The 17,309-nt window shown below is 69.2% G+C and carries 17 protein-coding genes; 8 read left to right on the forward strand and 9 right to left on the reverse strand.

Translation table 11 applies throughout. The annotated features are described in order from the left end of the window. Positions 1–13: 13 nt before the first annotated feature. Complete coding sequence (locus tag ACFQ0E_RS03770) at positions 14–901, reverse strand: class I SAM-dependent methyltransferase (protein ID WP_386822358.1); 888 nt, start codon at positions 899–901, stop codon at positions 14–16. A 287-nt stretch (positions 902–1,188) separates the two neighbouring features. On the opposite strand from ACFQ0E_RS03770, the gene ACFQ0E_RS03775 reads away from it, so the two are divergent. Further along, a complete protein-coding gene (locus tag ACFQ0E_RS03775) occupies positions 1,189–1,416 on the forward strand; it encodes a hypothetical protein (RefSeq protein ID WP_386822359.1) in 228 nt (75 codons plus the stop codon). Positions 1,417–1,423: 7 nt separating this feature from the next. Here ACFQ0E_RS03775 and aceK read toward each other — a convergent pair whose 3' ends face one another. Continuing rightward, a complete protein-coding gene (aceK, locus tag ACFQ0E_RS03780; protein ID WP_386822360.1) occupies positions 1,424–3,154 on the reverse strand; it encodes a bifunctional isocitrate dehydrogenase kinase/phosphatase in 1,731 nt (576 codons plus the stop codon). 448 nt (positions 3,155–3,602) lie between these two features. Here aceK and ACFQ0E_RS03785 point away from each other — a divergent pair, with 448 nt between their 5' ends. Further along, positions 3,603–3,839 carry a hypothetical protein gene (locus tag ACFQ0E_RS03785; RefSeq protein WP_386822361.1) on the forward strand — a complete coding sequence of 79 codons (237 nt, stop codon included), beginning with the start codon at positions 3,603–3,605 and terminating at the stop codon, positions 3,837–3,839. A 177-nt stretch (positions 3,840–4,016) separates the two neighbouring features. Here ACFQ0E_RS03785 and icd read toward each other — a convergent pair whose 3' ends face one another. Beyond that, positions 4,017–5,345 (reverse strand): isocitrate dehydrogenase (NADP(+)), encoded by a 1,329-nt coding sequence (gene icd, locus ACFQ0E_RS03790; protein ID WP_386822362.1) that lies wholly within the window; start codon positions 5,343–5,345, stop codon positions 4,017–4,019. A 352-nt stretch (positions 5,346–5,697) separates the two neighbouring features. Between icd and ACFQ0E_RS03795 the strand changes: the two genes are divergently transcribed. Together ACFQ0E_RS03795 and ACFQ0E_RS03800 are read left to right on the forward strand one after the other, a co-directional pair. Next, on the forward strand, positions 5,698–6,873 hold the full coding sequence (locus tag ACFQ0E_RS03795; RefSeq protein WP_386822363.1) for a S1 family peptidase: 1,176 nt from the start codon (positions 5,698–5,700) through the stop codon (positions 6,871–6,873). Positions 6,874–7,046: 173 nt separating this feature from the next. Continuing rightward, positions 7,047–8,222, forward strand: a complete 1,176-nt coding sequence (locus tag ACFQ0E_RS03800; protein ID WP_386822364.1) for an NAD-dependent epimerase/dehydratase family protein — start codon at positions 7,047–7,049, stop codon at positions 8,220–8,222. A gap of 18 nt (positions 8,223–8,240) precedes the next feature. Here ACFQ0E_RS03800 and ACFQ0E_RS03805 read toward each other — a convergent pair whose 3' ends face one another. Then, a complete protein-coding gene (locus ACFQ0E_RS03805; RefSeq protein ID WP_386822365.1) occupies positions 8,241–8,711 on the reverse strand; it encodes a nuclear transport factor 2 family protein in 471 nt (156 codons plus the stop codon). A 67-nt stretch (positions 8,712–8,778) separates the two neighbouring features. Continuing rightward, positions 8,779–9,336 (reverse strand): carboxymuconolactone decarboxylase family protein, encoded by a 558-nt coding sequence (locus tag ACFQ0E_RS03810; protein WP_386822366.1) that lies wholly within the window; start codon positions 9,334–9,336, stop codon positions 8,779–8,781. A 186-nt stretch (positions 9,337–9,522) separates the two neighbouring features. Here ACFQ0E_RS03810 and ACFQ0E_RS03815 point away from each other — a divergent pair, with 186 nt between their 5' ends. The 4 genes from ACFQ0E_RS03815 to ACFQ0E_RS03830 all read left to right on the forward strand — a co-directional run bounded on the left by ACFQ0E_RS03815 (position 9,523) and on the right by ACFQ0E_RS03830 (position 14,146). Then, positions 9,523–10,425: a LysR family transcriptional regulator gene (locus tag ACFQ0E_RS03815; RefSeq protein WP_386822367.1), complete on the forward strand. Its 903-nt coding sequence runs from the start codon at positions 9,523–9,525 to the stop codon at positions 10,423–10,425. 25 nt (positions 10,426–10,450) lie between these two features. Continuing rightward, on the forward strand, positions 10,451–11,329 hold the full coding sequence (locus ACFQ0E_RS03820; protein WP_386822368.1) for a LysR family transcriptional regulator: 879 nt from the start codon (positions 10,451–10,453) through the stop codon (positions 11,327–11,329). Positions 11,330–11,434: 105 nt separating this feature from the next. After that, positions 11,435–12,052 carry a glutathione S-transferase family protein gene (locus ACFQ0E_RS03825; RefSeq protein ID WP_386822369.1) on the forward strand — a complete coding sequence of 206 codons (618 nt, stop codon included), beginning with the start codon at positions 11,435–11,437 and terminating at the stop codon, positions 12,050–12,052. Between the two features lie 69 nt (positions 12,053–12,121). Then, positions 12,122–14,146, forward strand: coding sequence for a 2Fe-2S iron-sulfur cluster-binding protein (locus ACFQ0E_RS03830; protein WP_386822370.1), 2,025 nt, complete (start codon positions 12,122–12,124; stop codon positions 14,144–14,146). A 431-nt stretch (positions 14,147–14,577) separates the two neighbouring features. Here ACFQ0E_RS03830 and ACFQ0E_RS03835 read toward each other — a convergent pair whose 3' ends face one another. The 4 genes from ACFQ0E_RS03835 to queF all read right to left on the reverse strand — a co-directional run bounded on the left by ACFQ0E_RS03835 (position 14,578) and on the right by queF (position 17,276). Beyond that, positions 14,578–15,282: a UPF0149 family protein gene (locus tag ACFQ0E_RS03835; protein ID WP_386822371.1), complete on the reverse strand. Its 705-nt coding sequence runs from the start codon at positions 15,280–15,282 to the stop codon at positions 14,578–14,580. Positions 15,283–15,408: 126 nt separating this feature from the next. After that, positions 15,409–15,912 (reverse strand): hypothetical protein, encoded by a 504-nt coding sequence (locus ACFQ0E_RS03840; protein WP_386822372.1) that lies wholly within the window; start codon positions 15,910–15,912, stop codon positions 15,409–15,411. A gap of 61 nt (positions 15,913–15,973) precedes the next feature. After that, positions 15,974–16,330, reverse strand: a complete 357-nt coding sequence (locus ACFQ0E_RS03845) for a LysM peptidoglycan-binding domain-containing protein (RefSeq protein ID WP_386822373.1) — start codon at positions 16,328–16,330, stop codon at positions 15,974–15,976. Between the two features lie 136 nt (positions 16,331–16,466). Continuing rightward, the gene (gene queF, locus ACFQ0E_RS03850; protein ID WP_386822374.1) at positions 16,467–17,276 is read right to left on the reverse strand and encodes an NADPH-dependent 7-cyano-7-deazaguanine reductase QueF; all 810 of its coding nucleotides are present in this window, start codon (positions 17,274–17,276) and stop codon (positions 16,467–16,469) included. Positions 17,277–17,309: the final 33 nt, after the last annotated feature.

Genomic DNA, 17,309 nt, shown 5'->3' on the forward strand with positions numbered 1-17,309 from the left:
TGCGCCGGACGCCTCAGCGCTCGGCCGGATACTGGTCCGGCGTCTTCGCCGCCGGCTTCACGAAACGCAGTGTCATGCGGTCGCTCTCGCCGATGGCGCGGTACTTCTGCGCCTCTTCGGCATCGTGGCGGTTGGTCGGCGGCAGGGTCCACACGCCATTGGGGTGATCGGCGGTGTCCTTCGGATTGGCGTTGACCTCGCTGCGCGCATCGAGGACGAAGCCGGCCTTCGTCGCCAGCTCGATCACCAGCGCCTCGGTCATGTAGCCGGACTTCCGCATCGTCTCCATGTCGGTGCCCGGCTTGGCGCGGTGCTCGACCACGCCGAGCACGCCGCCGGGCTTCAGCGCCTCGAAGAACGCCTTGAAGTAGCCGTCGGCGGTGCCGGCCGACACCCAGTTGTGCACGTTGCGGAAGGTCAGCACCGCATCGGTGCTGCCGGCCTCGCCGAAGCGCGGCTGCTTGGGATCGAACAGCACGATCGCGGCCTTGTCGAAGCGCGACGGATGCGCGGCCAGGCGTGCCTTGAGGTCGTCGAGCGATTTCTGCTGGTAGTCGCGGCCGCGACCCTCGGGCAGCACGGACGGATCGACCATCGCAGCGCCGTAGCGACCCTTGTCGCGGAGGTAGGGCGCGAGGATCTCGGCATACCAGCCGCCGCCGCCCGGGGTGACCTCGACGACCTTCTGGTCGGCGCGGACACCGAAGAAGGTCAGGGTCTGGCCCGGATTGCGGAACGCATCGCGCGCGCTGTTCTTCGGATCGCGCCAGTCGCCGGCGATGGCTTTCGCGAGATTGGCGTCGACGGCCTCGGCACGGGCCGGCTTGGCAGGGGTGTCGGCGGCCGACACGGCACCCGAAGCGAACAGGAGGGCGGTCGTCAGCAATGCGATCCGGAGCATGGTCGTTCCTGGGGAAAGGGGAGCCGGGATTCTCCGCCATGCCCCGGGTCGCTGCCAGTGCGATCCTTGGGGCCTTGCAGGCTGGGCGTGAAGCCTTAACCGGTGACAACGGTGACGGTTTCGTCACCGCCGCGCGGTTGTGCATTGCAACAAAGATCGCCATCCTATGTTGCGTTGCAGCATGGAGCCGCAACACTGTCGTACCCCCGAAGCTTCACGGTCGTACACCACCCCAAGGACCCGACCGGCGCCGTTCGCGCCGATCACCACACACAGGAAGATTGACCATGTTCAACTGTCTCTGGCTCCGCGCCGAGCGCGCCCAGCCCCTGCCCCCGCTCCTCTACCAGCGCACCTACGGCCGCACTTACGGCCGCCGTCCGTCTCCGGTCGACCAGCCGGTCGCCATGCCCGACGCGCTGCGCGTGTCCGAGATGCTGACCCTGGTGTCCTCGCCGAAGGCCGAACGCAGCCACGATCCCGTCATTGCCGGCACGGTCCACCGCGCCGCGTGACGTCGCCTTACCCCGTCGGCAACCGCGTTGCCGCGGGGTAAGGCGACACATCGAAATGCTCGCCGGCCGCCAGCCGTGATTGCACGTCCCGCCACCAGGCTGGGTCGAAGATCTCGTCGTGCACGGCCCGCAGCCTCTCGCGCAATTCGGGCCTGATCCCCAGGAACTGCGGGAACAGCTCCGGGAACACGTCATCGGCGCCGGCATACAGCCACTCGTCCAGCGGACGCGTTTCGTCCTCGTCGCGCATCGGCGGCACCGCACGGAACCGGCAGTCCTCGACCAGGCACAGCTCGTCGTAGTCGTAGAACAGCACGCGGCCGTGACGGGTCACGCCGAAGTTCTTCAGCAGCAGGTCGCCCGGGAAGATGTTGCTGCGCGCCAGGTCCTTGATCGCCTGCCCGTAGTCCAGCACCGCGCGCTCCGCGACCTGCGGCTGCGACTCGCGCACATGCAGGTCCAGCGGACGCAGTCGTCGCTCCACGTAGCAGTGGCGGATCAGCACCTCGTCGCCTTCGACCTGCACGGTCTGCGCGCACTCGCGCAGCAGCTCGTCCAGCGCCTCGGCCGAGAACTGGCGCTTCGGGAAGCGCAGCCGCCGGAACTCCTGGGCATCCACCAGGCGACCGACGCGATCGCGACGGAACACCAGCCGGTATTTCTCCTCGACTTCCGCACGCACCGTGTCCTTCGGGTACGCGAAGCGATCGCGGATCAGCTTGAACACGACCGGATGCCCGCGCGGCGTGAACACGGCCATGACCATGCCGCGTTCGCCATCGGCGATCACCAACTCCTCGTGCGGATGTTCGGCCAGGTGCCGGAAGATCTGCCGGTAACGCTCGGTCTTGCCCTGCTTGATGCGACCGACCACGGTGAACAACTCGTCGACCGGCTTGCGCGGCAGCAGCGCATGCAGGAAGGCGACGACGTCGCCGACGCGGGCGATGTCGGCATGGAAGTAGCTGCGCGAGAAACCGAAGAGGATCGACAGCTGCTGGTCGTCGACGATCACCGCGTCCGCGCGCACCCCGTCGACTTCGCTGACCAGCGCGACGACGACCGGGTAGGTCGCGCCGGACGCGCCATGCGCGCGGCCGACGAGGTAGGCCCGTCGTTCGCGGTAGAACGGCGTGCGCAGCATCGACACCGCGACCACGCCGCGTCCGCGCAGGCGCTCGGCCACGGCGCGCGCGCAGCGCGGCAGGTCGGCCCAGCCGTTGGCGAAGCCCAGTGCCTCGAACCGGCTGCGCCAGACTTCGACCGCGTCGTCGATGTCGCCGCCAAGCGCGTGGTGCGACGCTTCACCGGGGCAGCTCGCATCACCGGTGGGCACGATGTCGAAGGCGAGGAATTCCAGGTCGGCGGCGACGCCGTCGATGCGGAAGAAACGACGCACCAGCGAGTTGTAGAAGGTCTTGTACAGCTCGCGATCGGGCATGCGCTCGATGCGCGACGCGTACGCGGCTCGGGTCTCGCGCCACAGCGCGCGCGATCGCAGGCGTTCGTCGAGCTGCGCTTCGAGTCGGGACAGGGTTTCGTCGATGCACTGGTCGTAGAGATCGATGCGTGCGGCATTGTCGGCCTGCGACTTGCGCCAGTCGCGTCGTTCGAAGCGGCGGCGCGCGCGGCGCGTGATGTCGGAGAAGCGCGCGTTGTAGTCCTCGAAGCCATCGACGATGCGCGCGGCGGCCTGCTGCGCGGCATCGGAAGGGCGCGGGTCCGGTGCGTTCGACATGCCTGCAGTGTAGCGCGGGCGGGCCTGCGCAATCGCAGTCCGTGAGACCCCTTGGACGTATCATTTCCTCCATGTCGGGAACGGCGGAAAACCCTGGAAAACAAGCGGATTTCCGCCAAGTTCCAGCAAGATTCCGCCACCGCCATCGCAGCCCGTGAGACCCCCGGTTGCGATGATGGACGCTCGGCCCGCAGGGAGGCGGTCAGGACAGGGGCACCGGTACGCAGCCACGAGCGATGGCGCGGATGGACAGTCGTCCCCCGGCACAAGGATGTGCCGCCGGCACCCCTGACCTCCTCGCGGTCGTCCACGCCACCCCACCGCGTCGCCCTCCCGGCGGCGCACACGCTCGCACGACACCGTCGCGCATCCGCGCGGCGGGCGCGCGCGGGCGTCCATCCGTACGAGCCGGACATGGCTCGATTCACCCATGAACAAGGAGAGATCCATGCAGTTATTCACCACCGAAATCATCTTCACCCACCCGCCGCGAACCTTCGCGGGCCACTACGCGTCGCCGCGTCGGCGTCGTTACGGCTGCCGCACGATGCCGCGGATCGCCGCTCCGGCGACCGAGCCGCGCGTCGAGCCGCAAGCCACGCAGGCGATCGATGCGCAGGCGTCGACGGATGCGTCGGCCAAGGCCGAGGCGATCGAGGTGCTGATCATCGACGAAGCGGCCTGATCGGGGCCGCATCCAGGCACGACGCACCGGTCGATCGGACGACCCCGTCCGCATCCATGTCGCGCCACCCATCGGGCCGCCCTCCGGGGCGGCTTTTTCATGCACGGCCGTTTTCCGGGCAAGAAAAAGCCCGGCGTCTCCGCCGGGCTTTCGCATGCGACGCGTGTCGCGAGCGCATCAGAGATGCTTGATGATCTCGTCGGCGAACTCGCTGCACTTCACTTCGGTGGCGCCGTCCATCAGGCGGGCGAAGTCGTAGGTCACGCGCTTGCTGCCGATCGCGCCGTCCATCGCCTTGATGATGGCATCGGCGGCTTCGGTCCAGCCCATGTAGCGCAGCATCATCTCGCCGGAGAGGATGACCGAACCCGGGTTGACCTTGTCGAGGTCGGCGTACTTCGGCGCGGTGCCGTGGGTCGCTTCGAACACGGCGTGGCCGGTGACGTAGTTGATGTTCGCACCCGGGGCGATGCCGATGCCGCCGACCTGCGCGGCGAGCGCGTCGGACAGGTAGTCGCCGTTGAGGTTGAGCGTGGCGGACACGTCGTATTCGCGCGGACGCAGCAGGATCTGCTGCAGGAAGGCGTCGGCGATGGCGTCCTTGATGACGAGGCCGGCACCGGGCTTGCCTTCGGGGATCACGTGCCACGGGCCGCCGTCGAGTTCGACCGCGCCGTAGAAATCGCGCGCGATCTTGTAGCCGAAGTCGCGGAAGGCGCCTTCGGTGAACTTCATGATGTTGCCCTTGTGGACCAGGGTCACCGACTTGCGGTTGTTCTGGATCGCGTAGCCGATCGCGCTGTGCACCAGGCGCTCGGTGCCGAGGTAGGACACCGGCTTGATGCCCACGCCGACCTGCACCGGCAGGTCGCGCGCCGGGGCGCCGATGCCTTCGAGCGCCTTGTTCCAGTCGTCGGTCTTGGCCTTGGTGCCGAAGCGGATCTTGTCGAAGCCCTTCGGGAATTCCTTGGCGAGGAAATCCAGCACCTTCTGCGCGTCGTCCGAACCGGGTTCGAACTCGATGCCGGCGTAGATGTCCTCGGTGTTCTCGCGGAAGATCACCATGTCGACGTCGCCGGGCTTCTTCACCGGCGAGGGCACGCCTTCGAACCAGCGCACCGGGCGCAGGCAGACGTACAGGTCAAGCATCTGGCGGAGCGCGACGTTCAGCGAGCGGATGCCGCCGCCGACCGGGGTGGTGAGCGGGCCCTTGATGCTGACGAGGTAATCGCGGCAGGCGTCGACGGTGCTGTCGGGCAGCCAGTTGCCGGTGGCGTTGAACGCCTTCTCGCCGGCCAGGACTTCCATCCATTCGATCTTGCGCTGGCCGCCGTAGGCCTTGGCGACCGCGGCGTCGAGGACGCGGACGCTGGCGCGCCAGATATCCGGGCCGGTGCCGTCGCCTTCAATGAAGGGAATGATCGGATGGTCGGGAACGACCAGACCCGTCGGGGTCTTGGTGATCTTGGCGCCGCCGGCGGGCACCTGGGGGGTGAAATCAGCCATTCACTGGTCTCCATGAAGGCCGGCAGGCCGCCGGCCAAGACCGCTATTGTCGCGGGTCGCGGGGGGTGGGGGGAAGGGCGAGCCCAACGACCTGGGGCCAAAGTCGGCACAGCATCCCCCGGGCGTTCTGAGAGGCTTCGCACGGATGGTGCGCGGCGGGGCGGATACGTTCGTCGGGTCCTGCGGTTCCGGGGCCCGCTGCCGGGATGTCCCCCACCCGATGCGCGAGGACCGCCGCAGGAACGGCGTCGCCATAAGCACCACACCGGGAGCGAGGACCCGGAGGCGGCGCAGCGCGTGGTTTCCATCCATCCGTGGTTTCCATACATCGTCATTCAAGGAGCGAATTCACATGTCTCATCGCAATTCCCGCCGCACCGTCATCGCCCTCTCCCTGGCTGCCGCCGTGTTCGCCATCGGCAGCGCATCGGCCGAGGACCGCACACCGGTGCTGAGCAAGACCGTCGCCGACGCCATGAAGCGCGACCTGCGCCTCAACGACGCGCAGCTGGCGCAGTACTTCACCGCCGAGCGCACCGCATTCCTCAACGAAGCCCGCCTGGCGCGCCAGCTCGGCGACCGCTATGCCGGCGGCTGGCTGGAGCGCGGCGCAGACGGCGGCTATCGCTACGTCGTGGCCAGCACCGGCGCCGTGCGCGGTGCGAAGGTGGCCGGCGTCGACGTGCGCCAGGCCCGTCATTCGCTGCGCCAGCTCGAAGGCGCGGTGGAACGCCTGAACCGCGTGCATGCGCTGTCGAACAAGTCGGCGCTGCAGGGCGTGTACGCCTGGGGCGTGGACGTGCCGAGCAACAGCGTGGTGGTCACCGTGGCCCCGGGCTATGCGCTGAACGCGATCGATTTCGTCGCGGTCAGCGGCATCGATGCCGGGATGGTCCGCTTCGAGGCCTCGCAGATGCAAGCGCCGACGCCGTTCGTGAACGTGATCGGCGGCATCGCCTATTCCTCGGGCGGCGGTCGCTGTTCGATCGGCTTCGCCGCCACGCGCAGCGGCGCCAAGGGCTTCGCCACGGCCGGCCATTGCGGCGGCCCGGGCACGGTGGTCGGCATTTCCGGCACGACCGTGGGTTCGGTGCAGGTGCGCTACTACCCCGGTGGCGACATGGCCTGGGCGAGCGTGCGCAGCAGCGACACCCTGGTCGGCCAGGTCAGCAAGTACAACGGCACCGTGCAGCGCGTGCTGGGCCGCACCGAAGCCGCCGTGGGCGCGGCAATCTGCCGTTCGGGCAGCACCACCGGCTGGCGCTGCGGCACGGTCACCCGCAAGAACGTCAGCGCCAACTACGGCGCGGGCACGGTCAGCGGCCTGACCCAGTCCACCGCCTGCGCGGGCCAGGGCGATTCCGGCGGTTCGTGGATCACCGGTTCGGGCCAGGCCCAGGGCGTGACTTCGGGCGGCCAGCTGCCGGCCGGCAGCAACAACAACTGCAGCGTGGCCAGCCCGGTGACGTTCTTCCAGCCGATCAACCCGCTGATCAGCCGCTTCGGCCTGACGCTGACGCTGGGCTGATCGTTTCCGTTCGTGTGATCACGCGATGCCCCGGGTTCGCCCGGGGCATCGTCGTTCCGCGAACGTCCTCATGGCCCATGCGGCCAAGGCAGGCAAGCCCGCGCTGACTTCCGGCACGGGAGCCACGACGGCGGCGGGCGCAGGATCGAATCCTCGCCAACGGAGCCTGGACCATGCCGATCGATCGCCGCGAACTGTTGAAACTGGGTGTGCTGGGCGTGTCGGGCATGGCGTCGCTGTCCGTCGGCGCGACCGCGCAGGCCTCGCCCGCAACGCCGCCGCCGGCACCGGCGTCGAAACCCCTGGACATCCTGATCCTCGGCGGCACCGGCCTGACCGGCCCGCACCAGGTGCGCTACGCGCTGGCGCGCGGCCACCGCATCACGATCTTCAACCGCGGGCGCAAGCAGCCGGAGTGGTCGTCGCAGGTCGAACAACTGCTCGGCGATCGCGAGAAGAACGATTACGCGTCGCTGGCCGAGGCCGTGGCCAAGGGCCGTCGCTGGGACGTGTGCATCGACAATCCGAGCAGCGTGCCGGCATGGATCCGCGACGCGGCGCAGGTGCTGAAAGGACGCGTTGGCCGCTACATGATGATTTCGAGCCTGTCGGCCTATGCCGACAACGCAACGCGCGGCCAGGACGAAACCGCAGCGCTGGCCACCTTCGCCGGCGACCCGCTGAAGGAAACGATGACCTCGCTGCGCGCCGACATGAACAAGTATTCCGGGCTCAAGGCGGCGACCGAAGCCGAGACGCGCAAGCACTTCGGCGAACGCAGCACGATCCTGCGCCCCGGGCTGATCGTCGGCCCCGGCGACGAGACCGACCGCTTCACCTACTGGCCGTTGCGGATGCGGCGCGGCGGTGAAGTGCTGTGCCCCGGCGACGGCCGCGACCCGGTGCGGATCATCGACGCGCGCGATCTGGGCGAATGGATGATCCGCCTCGCCGAACAGGGCACACAGGGCGTGTTCAACGCCTTCGGCCCCGACTACGACCTCGACATGGCCGCGCTGCTGTATGGCGTGCGCGCCTCGACCACGCAGGGCGCGACGCTGACCTTCGTGCCTGCGGACTTCCTCGCCGCGCAGAACGTGACGCCGTGGGGCGACATGCCCGCCTGGGTGCCGAACGCCGGCGACAGCGCCGGCTTCCACACCCGCAGCAATCGCAAGGCCGTCGCTGCGGGACTCACGTTCCGCAGCATCGCCGACACCGTCGCCGCCACGCTCGCGTGGTACGACGCCCTGCCCGAGGAACGCCGCAAGGCCGGCCCGCGCGCCGGCATCAAGCCCGAGCGCGAGGCGGAAGTGCTGGCAGCGTGGAAGGCGAAGGCACGGGCCTGAGCGCACGCTGCGTGACGCTCACAGCCCGAGCGCAGAGAGCGACGGGTGGCCTTCCGGGCGCAGGCCGGACGCCCAGTGGAACAGGCGTTGGGAAGGGTCGATCGCGACATCGTTGATGCTCGCGATGCGTCGCGCCATCAGGCCGTCGGCGTCGAATTCCCAGTTCTCGTTGCCATGGCTGCGCCACCATTGTCCGGCGTCGTCGTGCCATTCGTAGGCGAAGCGCACGGCGATCCGGTCCGCAGTGAACGCCCACAGTTCCTTGATCAGGCGATAGTCGTGTTCGCGCGACCACTTCTCGCGCAGGAAGGCGTGGATGGCGGTGCGTCCCTGCATGAAGCGGTCGCGATTGCGCCAGCGGCTGTCTTCCGTGTAGGCCAGCACGACGCGATCGGGATCGCGGGTATTCCAGGCATCCTCGGCCATGCACACCTTGCGGTTGGCGCTGTGTTCGGTAAAGGGCGGCACGGGTGGGCGCGCAATGTGCATGTCGGACTCCAGTGGACCTGCCGGCCCGGTATCGCAATGCGGGGCCGGCAGGTCCGTAGCGCCGGCCTCAGGCCGCGCGGACGGCGGTGCGCGCCGGGACCAGGGGGAAATCGACCGTGGTGCGGGCGACGTTGTTGAGGTAGTTGGTGAAGACGTTGATCGCGACGTTCGCGACGACCTCGACGACCGCATCCGGGCCGAAGCCGGCCGCGGTGAAGGCCTGCAGCGCCTGATCGTCGACCTGGCCGCGCTGTTCGACCACGGCGCGCGTGAACGTCAGCAGGGCCTGGCTGCGCGGATCGGCGGAACGCGCATCGCGCGCGGCTTCGAGCTCCCCGGCCGGCAGCTTGGCGACGTTCCTGCCCAGGTAGGTGTGCGCCGACAGGCAGTATTCGCAGCCATTGGCTTCGGCGACGGCCAGCGCGATCCGTTCGCGATCGGCGGCCTCCAGCGCACCGCCTGCGGTGGCGGCACTGAAGCCGAGGTATGCCCCGAGGCCGGCCGGGCTGTGGGCGAGCACCTTCATCAGGTTCGGGACCATGCCGAGCTGCTGCTTCACTGCGGCGAGCAGCGGCTGGGATGCGGCGGGGGCGGTTTCGACGGCGGGGATGGGCAAACGGTTCATGGGTGTCCTCGATGCAGTGGGTGGGGTTACGGGTGTGGCCGAGTGGTGCGGGACGTAGCCCGCTTCGGTGGAGCGCACTCTAGGAACCCGGGCCGGCGGCGAGAATCGACGGACTCCGCAACCGGTCCTTGCAGATCCGGAAAGAATCCGCGCAGACTGCGCCGCACCGACGTGGCGGGACGCGCAGTGGATCGAATCGAAGAGATGGCCGTGTTCGTCGCGGTAGCCGAGGAAGGTGGCTTCGCCGCTGCGTCGCGCCTGCTGAACCTGTCGGCACCGACGGTCACGCGCGCGGTGGCCTCGCTGGAAGCATCGATCGGCGCGGAACTGTTCGTGCGCACCACGCGCTTCGTGCGGCTGACCGAGGCCGGGCAGCGCTACCTCGCCGATTGCAGGCGCATCCTGCGCCAGCTCGAGGAAGCCGAGGCGCAGGCTGCAGGCGCGCACATCGCACCACGGGGCAACCTGGTGATCGCTGCACCGGTACTGTTCGGCCAGCAGTTGCTCGTGCCTGCGGTGGTCGATTTCCTGGCGGCGTATCCGGCCGTCTCGGTGCGGCTGTTGCTGGTCGATCGCACGGTGCTGCTCGGCGAGGAAGGCATCGATGCGGCGTTCCGGATGGGCGACCTGCCCGATTCGAGCCTCGTCGCCATGCCGCTCGGCTACATCCGCCGCGTGGTCTGCGCCAGCCCGGCCTATCTCGATGCGCACGGCCGGCCCGCGCATCCGTCGGAACTGACGGGTCACGCGCTCGTCGCCTCCGTGGCCGACACCCGCAACGATGCCTGGCAGTTCGTCGATGGCGACACGCGCATCGACATTGCGATCCAGCCGCGCCTGGTGACATCGACCAACGCCGCGGCGATCTCGGCCGCGGAATGCGGCGCGGGCCTGACCCGCGTGATGTCGTACCAGATCGCGCCCGCATTGGCGGACGGACGCCTCGAGCGCCTGCTGCAGCCCTACGAAGACAAGCCGCTGCCGGTCTGGCTGGTGAACCAGGAAGGACGGCGTGCCGCAGCGAAGCTCCGCGTGTTCCTCGCCTTCATGGCCGAGCGCCTGCGCGGCCATCCGGCGCTGATGGGATAGGCGACGCATGGATCGGGTTTCCGAAATGCGCACACTCGTGGCCGTCGCGGACGCCGGCAGCTTCAGCGAAGCCGCGAAGCGCCTGGGCCTGACGCCGCCCACCGTGACCCGCAGCATCGCTGCACTGGAACAACGCCTGGGCGCGCGACTGTTCGTGCGCACCACGCGCAGCGTGCGCGCGACCGAAGCCGGTGCCCGGTTCGCGGAGGATGCACGCCGGCTGCTTGCCGAGATGGACCTCGCGCAGCAGGCCGCCGCAGGACCGCAGGGCCGCGCGCAGGGGACGCTGCGCGTGACCGCACCGGTGCTGTTCGGCGAGCAGTACCTGATGCCGGTGGTCCGCGAGTTCCTCGACCTGCATCCGGAGCTGACCGCGAGCGTGCGGCTGCTCGACCGCGTGACCAACCTGGTCGAAGAGGGGCTCGATCTCGCCCTGCGCATCGGCCCACCGCAGGATTCGGGGCTTGAAGTGGTGGACGTGGGCGAGGTACGACGGATGGTCGTCGCCTCGCCTGCCTACCTGGAGGCATTCGGCCGGCCGGAACGTCCGCAGGATCTCGCGCGCCATCGCGTCGTCGTTTCGGTGGGCGCCAGCGCGAGCCTGGACTGGCACTTCGGCGAAGGGGAACGCAGCCAGGGCGTGCGCGTGGCGCCGGTGCTCAGCGTCAGCACGCTGCGCGCGGCGATCGGCGAGGCGCAAGCCGGCTGGGCGTTGACGCGGATCCTGTCGTACCAGGTGCGCTCGGACCTGGCCGAAGGCCGCCTCGTGCCCGTGCTCGAAGCCTTCGAGCCGCCGCCGGTACCCGTCTGCCTGGTCTTCCCGCGCAGCCGGATTCCCTCTGCCCGGCTGATGGCCTTCGTCGAGCTGGCGAGCCAGCGACTGGCCGAGGCATTGGCGTCCTGAGGCGATCCTTGCGGCAGGTGAAATGATGGCTTGCCCGCCTTGCGGATTCCGGCGCGGGAGACGGACGGGGACGATGTGCGCACCCCAACCCCACCGGAGTCTTCCGTGAGTCTCGTCCTCCATCGCTTCCCGCTGTCCGGCCACGCCCATCGCGCCGAACTGTTCCTGTCCCTGCTCGGCCTCGATGCCACGCAGGTCGATGTCGACCTGCGCGCAGGCGCGCACAAGCGCCCGGACTTCCTCGCGCTCAACCGCTTCGGACAGGTGCCGGTGCTGCAGGACGGCGACGATGTGATCGCCGATTCCAACGCGATCCTCGTGTACCTGGCGCGCAGGTACGGCGGCGAGCAGTGGCTGCCGAACGACCCGCTGCAGGCGGCGAACGTGGAACGCTGGCTGTCGGTGGCCGCCGGCCAGATCGCCTCCGGCCCGGCGCGCGCGCGGCTGATCACCGTGTTCGGCGCGCGCTACAGCGCCGAAGACACCATCGCCCAGGCGCATGCGCTGCTGCAGGTGGTGGAGGACGAACTGCGGGGCCGCGCGTGGCTGGTGGGCACGCACCCGACCATCGCCGACGTGGCGGCCTACACCTACATCGCGCATGCGCCGGAAGGCAACGTCTCGCTCGAGGCCTATCCATCGATCCGTGCATGGCTCGCGCGCATCGAAGCGCTTCCGGGCTTCGTGCCGATGGTGTCCACGCCGGTCGGCCTGCGCGCCTGACCGCAGCGCGCAGGCCGGCCCGCGTGCCGACGTCGCACGTCCGTGCCGCGTCCCCCACCGAGTCCCGACATGCAGATACCCTCGCCGTTTCACGCCGGAGAAGTCGCGATCCAGCAATCGCTGGGCGTGGCCGATCGCATGGCCGAGTTCGGTCGTCGCGTCGTGCGCGACCACATGCCCGACCAGCATCGGCAGTTCTACGCGCAGCTGCCCTTCCTGGTCGTGGCGACCGTCGACGATCGCGGCGATCCGTGGGCCGGGCTGCTCGAAGGCACGCCCGGATTCGCGACCTCGCCCGACCCGACGCGGCTTGCGTTCTCGGTAGTCCCCCCACGCGAAGACCCGATCGCCGCAGGCTGGCGGGACGGCGCGGCCGTCGGCGTGCTCGGCATCGAGTTGCACACGCGCAGGCGCAACCGCGTCAACGGGGTGCTCAGCAGCGATGGCGATGCATTCGCGCTGCATGTCGAACATGCCTTCGGCAACTGTCCGCAATACATCCAGGCGCGGGGCCTGCACGTCCTGCCGGAACGCGATGCCGCATCCCTGCCGCCGCCCGTCCACGGCGAACGGCTGGACGCGGCCACGACCGCGATGATCCGCGCGGCCGACACCTGCTTCGTCGCAAGCTACGTGGACCATGACGATGCGCGGCGATCGATCGATGCCTCGCATCGTGGCGGCAGGCCCGGCTTCGTCCGCGTGCAGGGCGATCGGCTGAGCATCCCGGATTTCGCCGGCAACCTGCACTTCAACACGCTCGGCAACTTCATGCGCAATCCCCGCGCCGGCTTGGTGTTCGTCGATTTTTCCAGCGGCGACATCCTCCAGGTCAGCGGTCGCGTCGTGCTCGACTTCGACGCCGGGGACGTTCGCTTCTTCCAGGGCGCCGAACGCCTGTGGCACCTCGACGTCGAACGCTGGGTGCTGCGCCGCGGCGCGCTGTCGCTGCGCGGCGATGGCGGCGAACTGTCGCCAAACGCGGCGCTGACCGGTTCGTGGGAAGAGACCGCCGCGCGACGGAAGGTGGCGCGCCTGCGCGAGCAATGGCGGCCGTTCCGCGTGGCGCGGATCGACCAGGAATCGCGCGTCGTGAAATCCTTCTGGCTCGAACCGGACGATGGCGAAGGCCTCGATCTGTTCGAGGCTGGGCAACACCTGCCGGTGCGCGTGATGCTGGACGACGCCGACGCGCCGGTCGTGCGCACCTACACCCTGTCGGTCGCCCCATCCGATGGCGCGTATCGCCTGAGCGTGCGTCGCCAGGGTCGCGTCTCCAGCCACATGCACGATCGCCTGCGCGTGGGCGACATCGTCGAAGCCCGCGCACCGCGCGGCGGTTTCACCGTGGACGCACGACCGACGCGACCGCTCGTGCTGGCATCGGCCGGCATCGGCATCACGCCGATGCTCGCGATGCTGCGCCATGTCGTCTACGAAGGCCTGCGCACGCGGCGCGTCCGCCCGACCTGGTTCGTCCACGGCGCGCGCGACGAGAACGAACGCGCCTTCCATGCGGAAGTCGCCGCGCTTGCGCAGGCGTCGCGCGGCGCCGTGTGCGTAGTGCACGCACTGTCCGATCCCGGGCCGACCGCGCGCACCGGCATCGACTACGACCATGCCGGCCGCATCGATGCCACGCTGCTGGCATCGCTGCTGCCGCTGGACGATGCGGACTTCGCGCTTTGCGGTCCGCCGGGCTTCATGCAGGCGCTCTATGCAGGCCTGCGCGCACTGCAGGTGCCCGATGCGCGAATCCACGCGGAAGCCTTCGGTCCGGCAGGACTGCAGCGAGGGACGGACGCGCCGATGGCGCCGGCGGCAACGCAGGCCGTGCCGGTCCTGTTCGCGCGATCAGGCAAGGAAGCGCGCTGGGAACCAGGCCTGGGCAGCCTGCTGGATCTGGCCGAAGCACGCGGCCTTTCGCCGGTGCATGCCTGTCGGCAGGGCATGTGCGGCAGCTGCAGCCACGCGCTCGTGGCCGGCACGGCAACCTATGCGCAAACGCCCGCGAGCGCGATCGCACCGGGGCAGGTCCTGCTGTGCCAGGCCGTGCCGGCGCAGGGCAGTCCGTCGATCGTCATCGATGCCTGAGCGCCCGTTCGATCCCTCCGCACGCTCGGCGCCGATTCTTGCGCATCGCGCAATGCGCCTGTAGACGGCGCGGCGATTCAAGCGCACGACGCGAACGATCACGCTGCACGTCCATTCCCTGCCTCCGCGTGACTTCGATGTCGAATATCGCATACCACCCTGCCCGCCCCGAGGCCGCGTACGACGCGGCGCCTGCCTGCGAACCGATCGACGACGACCGCGATGGGCCAGCGCCCGGGGCCGCGTCGGAAGCGGCGTTCGAATGCGTCATGCTGGGGTCGTCGGCGGGGTTCGGTTCCGAATTCAGCGAATGGCTGCCGACGGCATGGGCACAGCTTGCGTCCGCATGCCAGCGTCCGCGAACGTCCGGCGGGTCGTCCGCGACCCGCGAGGCCGCATCGCGCAGGCGGGCCTGAGCGCGTCGCCGTGCGTCAGCTGCCGCAGCACTTCTTGTACTTCTTCCCGCTGCCGCACGGGCAGGGATCGTTGCGATCGGGCTTGGCTTCGCGCTTGAGCTGCGTGCGCGGGGTGAGCGCGTCGATGCGGTGGTGGTGCAGGTCGGCGAGCATCGAGGGCAGTTCGATGACGATGCCGAGACGCTCGCGGTACTCCAGCGGGGTCGGTTCGGCAGTGGGGTCTTCGCCGATGACCTCGCCGCTGGCGAGGCGGTCGAGCATGCCGAAGATCTCGTCGATCCAGTCGTGCTCGTCGAGCCAGGCTTCCCACGCGGCTTCGCGCAGCTCGACGCCGCGGAAGAAGCCGTAGGCCCAGTCGCGGCCGACATCCAGTTCGTCGTCCTCGTGTTCGGACGGATCTTCCGGCAGCCACAGCAGCGGCGCGAGGGCGTCGGGCAGCTCGTCGCTGCCATGGCGCACGCGCTGGGTGACCAGGTTCCAGTGCGCCTGCAGCAGGGCGTCGACTTCATCCGCTTCGCCAGCTTCCCAGCGCGGCGGCTTGCCGCCCCAGACCGCCGGCTGCCATTCCTCCGGCGGCACGGTCTCGGGGCCGACGGCCAGGGCGGAGAGGAAGCCGTCCAGCGCTTCCAGGTTGAAGCCCTTGAACGGCACCGCGCGGGTGTCGAGCAGGTCGGACAGGCGCTCCAGCTGGGCGTCGTCGAGGATGGCGTTGGCGGACATGGCGGGGCTCCTGCAGCGGGCGCATAGGGTAATCCACGCGCCGTGCCGACGCCGGCTCCCTGCCGCCGGACATGCGAAGGGCGCGACCGGAGCCGCGCCCTTCGTGAAGTCACCGGGCCGCAGGGCTCACTTGGTAACTTCGATTTCCTTGGTCTGCACGACGTTGCCGTTCATGGAGACGTAGACCTTGTACTTGCCGGCCGGCCAGCCATCGGGCTTGGCGAACTGGAAGTTGGTCGAGCCGGCGCCGGTGAGGTTCATGTCGCGGCTTTCGTCGTTGACGACCATTTCCTCGGTGCCGTCCATGTAGACGAGCTTGACGCTGACCTTGCCGGCGACGGTGGCGGCGGGATCGCTGGTGGCGGTGCCGATGGCGACGTGGAAGGTCTCGTTCGGCTTGAAAGTAGCGGTGGGCGAGGACACCTTCATGTCGGCGCCGACGGCATTGCCGATGTCGACCGTGGACACCGAGGCGGTGGCGGGGGCCGCAGGCGCGGGGGCGGGGGCCGGTTCGGCGGCGGCCGGCGGGGCGGACGCGGCCTCGTCCTTCTTGCAGCCGACGATGGCGACGGCGCCGATCACGGCGACGAGCAGGGCCTGCGACAGCGGGGTCTTGAGGGTGCGGGTCATGGGCATGGTGCTCCGTTCGAAATGCGGACAGGGATCAGGGGATCGGGAGGTCGGGGCGCGATCAGGCGGACGGATCGTCGAGGTCGCCGTCGCCATCGACGTCGATGGCCGGCAGGCGGATCACCTGGCCGGGAAAGATGCGGTCGGGATCCTCGATCGTGTCGCGATTGGCGTCATGGATCTTCGACCAGAACTTCGCCTTGCCATAGAAGCGCTTGGCGATGGCGGAGAGGGTGTCGCCCTTCTCGATCGTGTAGGTCTGCTCGCCGGTACCGCCGCCACCGCCTTCGCCGCCGACGATCTCCTCGGTGGAGGTGACCGTGGTCTGGACGTTGCTGAAGTCCGGGCGGATCTGCTCGGTGCTCGTGACCGTGGTCTGGACGTTCGAAAAATCGGGTTTCTTGTCGGGCGTGGTCATGTCTGGAGGGCTCCTGCCGGAAAGGCGCGGACACAGTGACACGCGAAAGTGTTAAGAATCCATGGCATTCGGGTCTTTTTTTCCCCGCGCCGGGCGCGACAGCGCGCGTTCATGCGCAACGCGACGCCACGCAGGTTCACTGGCGCAGGTCGCGTCCCGCCTTCGGCGCGGGCGTGCCCGGCAGCGCGCGCCACGGATTGATGTCCAGCCCGCCGCGGCGGGTGTAGCGCGCTTCGACCGACAGGGCTTCGCAGCGGCAGTGCGCGAGCAGGTCGACGAAGATGCGTTCCACGCACTGCTCGTGGAACTCGGCGTGGTCGCGGAACGAGACCAGGTAGCGCAGCAGGCCGGCGCGGTCGACGCGCGGGCCGCGATAGGCGATGCGCACCGTGGCCCAGTCGGGCTGGCCGGTGACCGGGCAATTGGACTTGAGCAGGTCCGAGCGCAGGGTTTCCTCGACGACATCGTCGTGCACGGCCAGCAGCGCGGCATCGGGCGGGCCGTAGCGGTCGATCTCGACGTCGAGATCGTCGATCGACATCGCTGCGTCGTCGGTCTCGAAGGACGGAAGACCGAACTCGACCACCACCGGCGCACCGGCCGCGTGCGACAGGTCGGCGGCGATGGTCTCGCGCACGCGCGCTGGCGATTCGAAGCGCGCGGCGTTGAGCGAATTCAGGTAGAGCTTGAGCGACTTCGATTCGACCAGGTGCGGCGAATCGGCCGGCACCGCGAGCGTCGCGGTCGCGACGACAGGCTTGCCGCGCACGTCGAGCCAGCTCAGCTCGTAGGCATGCCAGCGGTCGTGGCCGGCGAAGGGCAGCGCGGCGTCGCGCAGGCCGATCTCGCCACGGCCCATGGCGCGCGGGATGGGGAACAACAGCCCGGCATCGTAGCGATCGGGATAGGCGACCTCGCGACCGAGCGGGAGGTCGGGATGGGTCATGGCGGAATCGGGGGCGGATGGCTGGCTCATGGC

Origin of the sequence: Lysobacter brunescens, from assembly GCF_042677005.1 — a bacterium.
GTDB classification, from domain to species: domain Bacteria; phylum Pseudomonadota; class Gammaproteobacteria; order Xanthomonadales; family Xanthomonadaceae; genus Lysobacter_I; species Lysobacter_I brunescens.

Excerpts from the sequence above, each read along its gene's own strand:
- ACFQ0E_RS03770 (WP_386822358.1), bottom strand. The coding sequence starts at position 901 with ATGCTCCGGATCGCATTGCTGACGACCGCCCTCCTGTTCGCTTCGGGT.
- ACFQ0E_RS03775 (WP_386822359.1), top strand. The coding sequence starts at position 1,189 with ATGTTCAACTGTCTCTGGCTCCGCGCCGAGCGCGCCCAGCCCCTGCCC.
- aceK (WP_386822360.1), bottom strand. The coding sequence starts at position 3,154 with ATGTCGAACGCACCGGACCCGCGCCCTTCCGATGCCGCGCAGCAGGCC.
- ACFQ0E_RS03785 (WP_386822361.1), top strand. The coding sequence starts at position 3,603 with ATGCAGTTATTCACCACCGAAATCATCTTCACCCACCCGCCGCGAACC.
- icd (WP_386822362.1), bottom strand. The coding sequence starts at position 5,345 with ATGGCTGATTTCACCCCCCAGGTGCCCGCCGGCGGCGCCAAGATCACC.
- ACFQ0E_RS03795 (WP_386822363.1), top strand. The coding sequence starts at position 5,698 with ATGTCTCATCGCAATTCCCGCCGCACCGTCATCGCCCTCTCCCTGGCT.
- ACFQ0E_RS03800 (WP_386822364.1), top strand. The coding sequence starts at position 7,047 with ATGCCGATCGATCGCCGCGAACTGTTGAAACTGGGTGTGCTGGGCGTG.
- ACFQ0E_RS03805 (WP_386822365.1), bottom strand. The coding sequence starts at position 8,711 with ATGCACATTGCGCGCCCACCCGTGCCGCCCTTTACCGAACACAGCGCC.
- ACFQ0E_RS03810 (WP_386822366.1), bottom strand. The coding sequence starts at position 9,336 with ATGAACCGTTTGCCCATCCCCGCCGTCGAAACCGCCCCCGCCGCATCC.
- ACFQ0E_RS03820 (WP_386822368.1), top strand. The coding sequence starts at position 10,451 with ATGCGCACACTCGTGGCCGTCGCGGACGCCGGCAGCTTCAGCGAAGCC.
- ACFQ0E_RS03830 (WP_386822370.1), top strand. The coding sequence starts at position 12,122 with ATGCAGATACCCTCGCCGTTTCACGCCGGAGAAGTCGCGATCCAGCAA.
- ACFQ0E_RS03835 (WP_386822371.1), bottom strand. The coding sequence starts at position 15,282 with ATGTCCGCCAACGCCATCCTCGACGACGCCCAGCTGGAGCGCCTGTCC.
- ACFQ0E_RS03840 (WP_386822372.1), bottom strand. The coding sequence starts at position 15,912 with ATGACCCGCACCCTCAAGACCCCGCTGTCGCAGGCCCTGCTCGTCGCC.
- ACFQ0E_RS03845 (WP_386822373.1), bottom strand. The coding sequence starts at position 16,330 with ATGACCACGCCCGACAAGAAACCCGATTTTTCGAACGTCCAGACCACG.
- queF (WP_386822374.1), bottom strand. The coding sequence starts at position 17,276 with ATGACCCATCCCGACCTCCCGCTCGGTCGCGAGGTCGCCTATCCCGAT.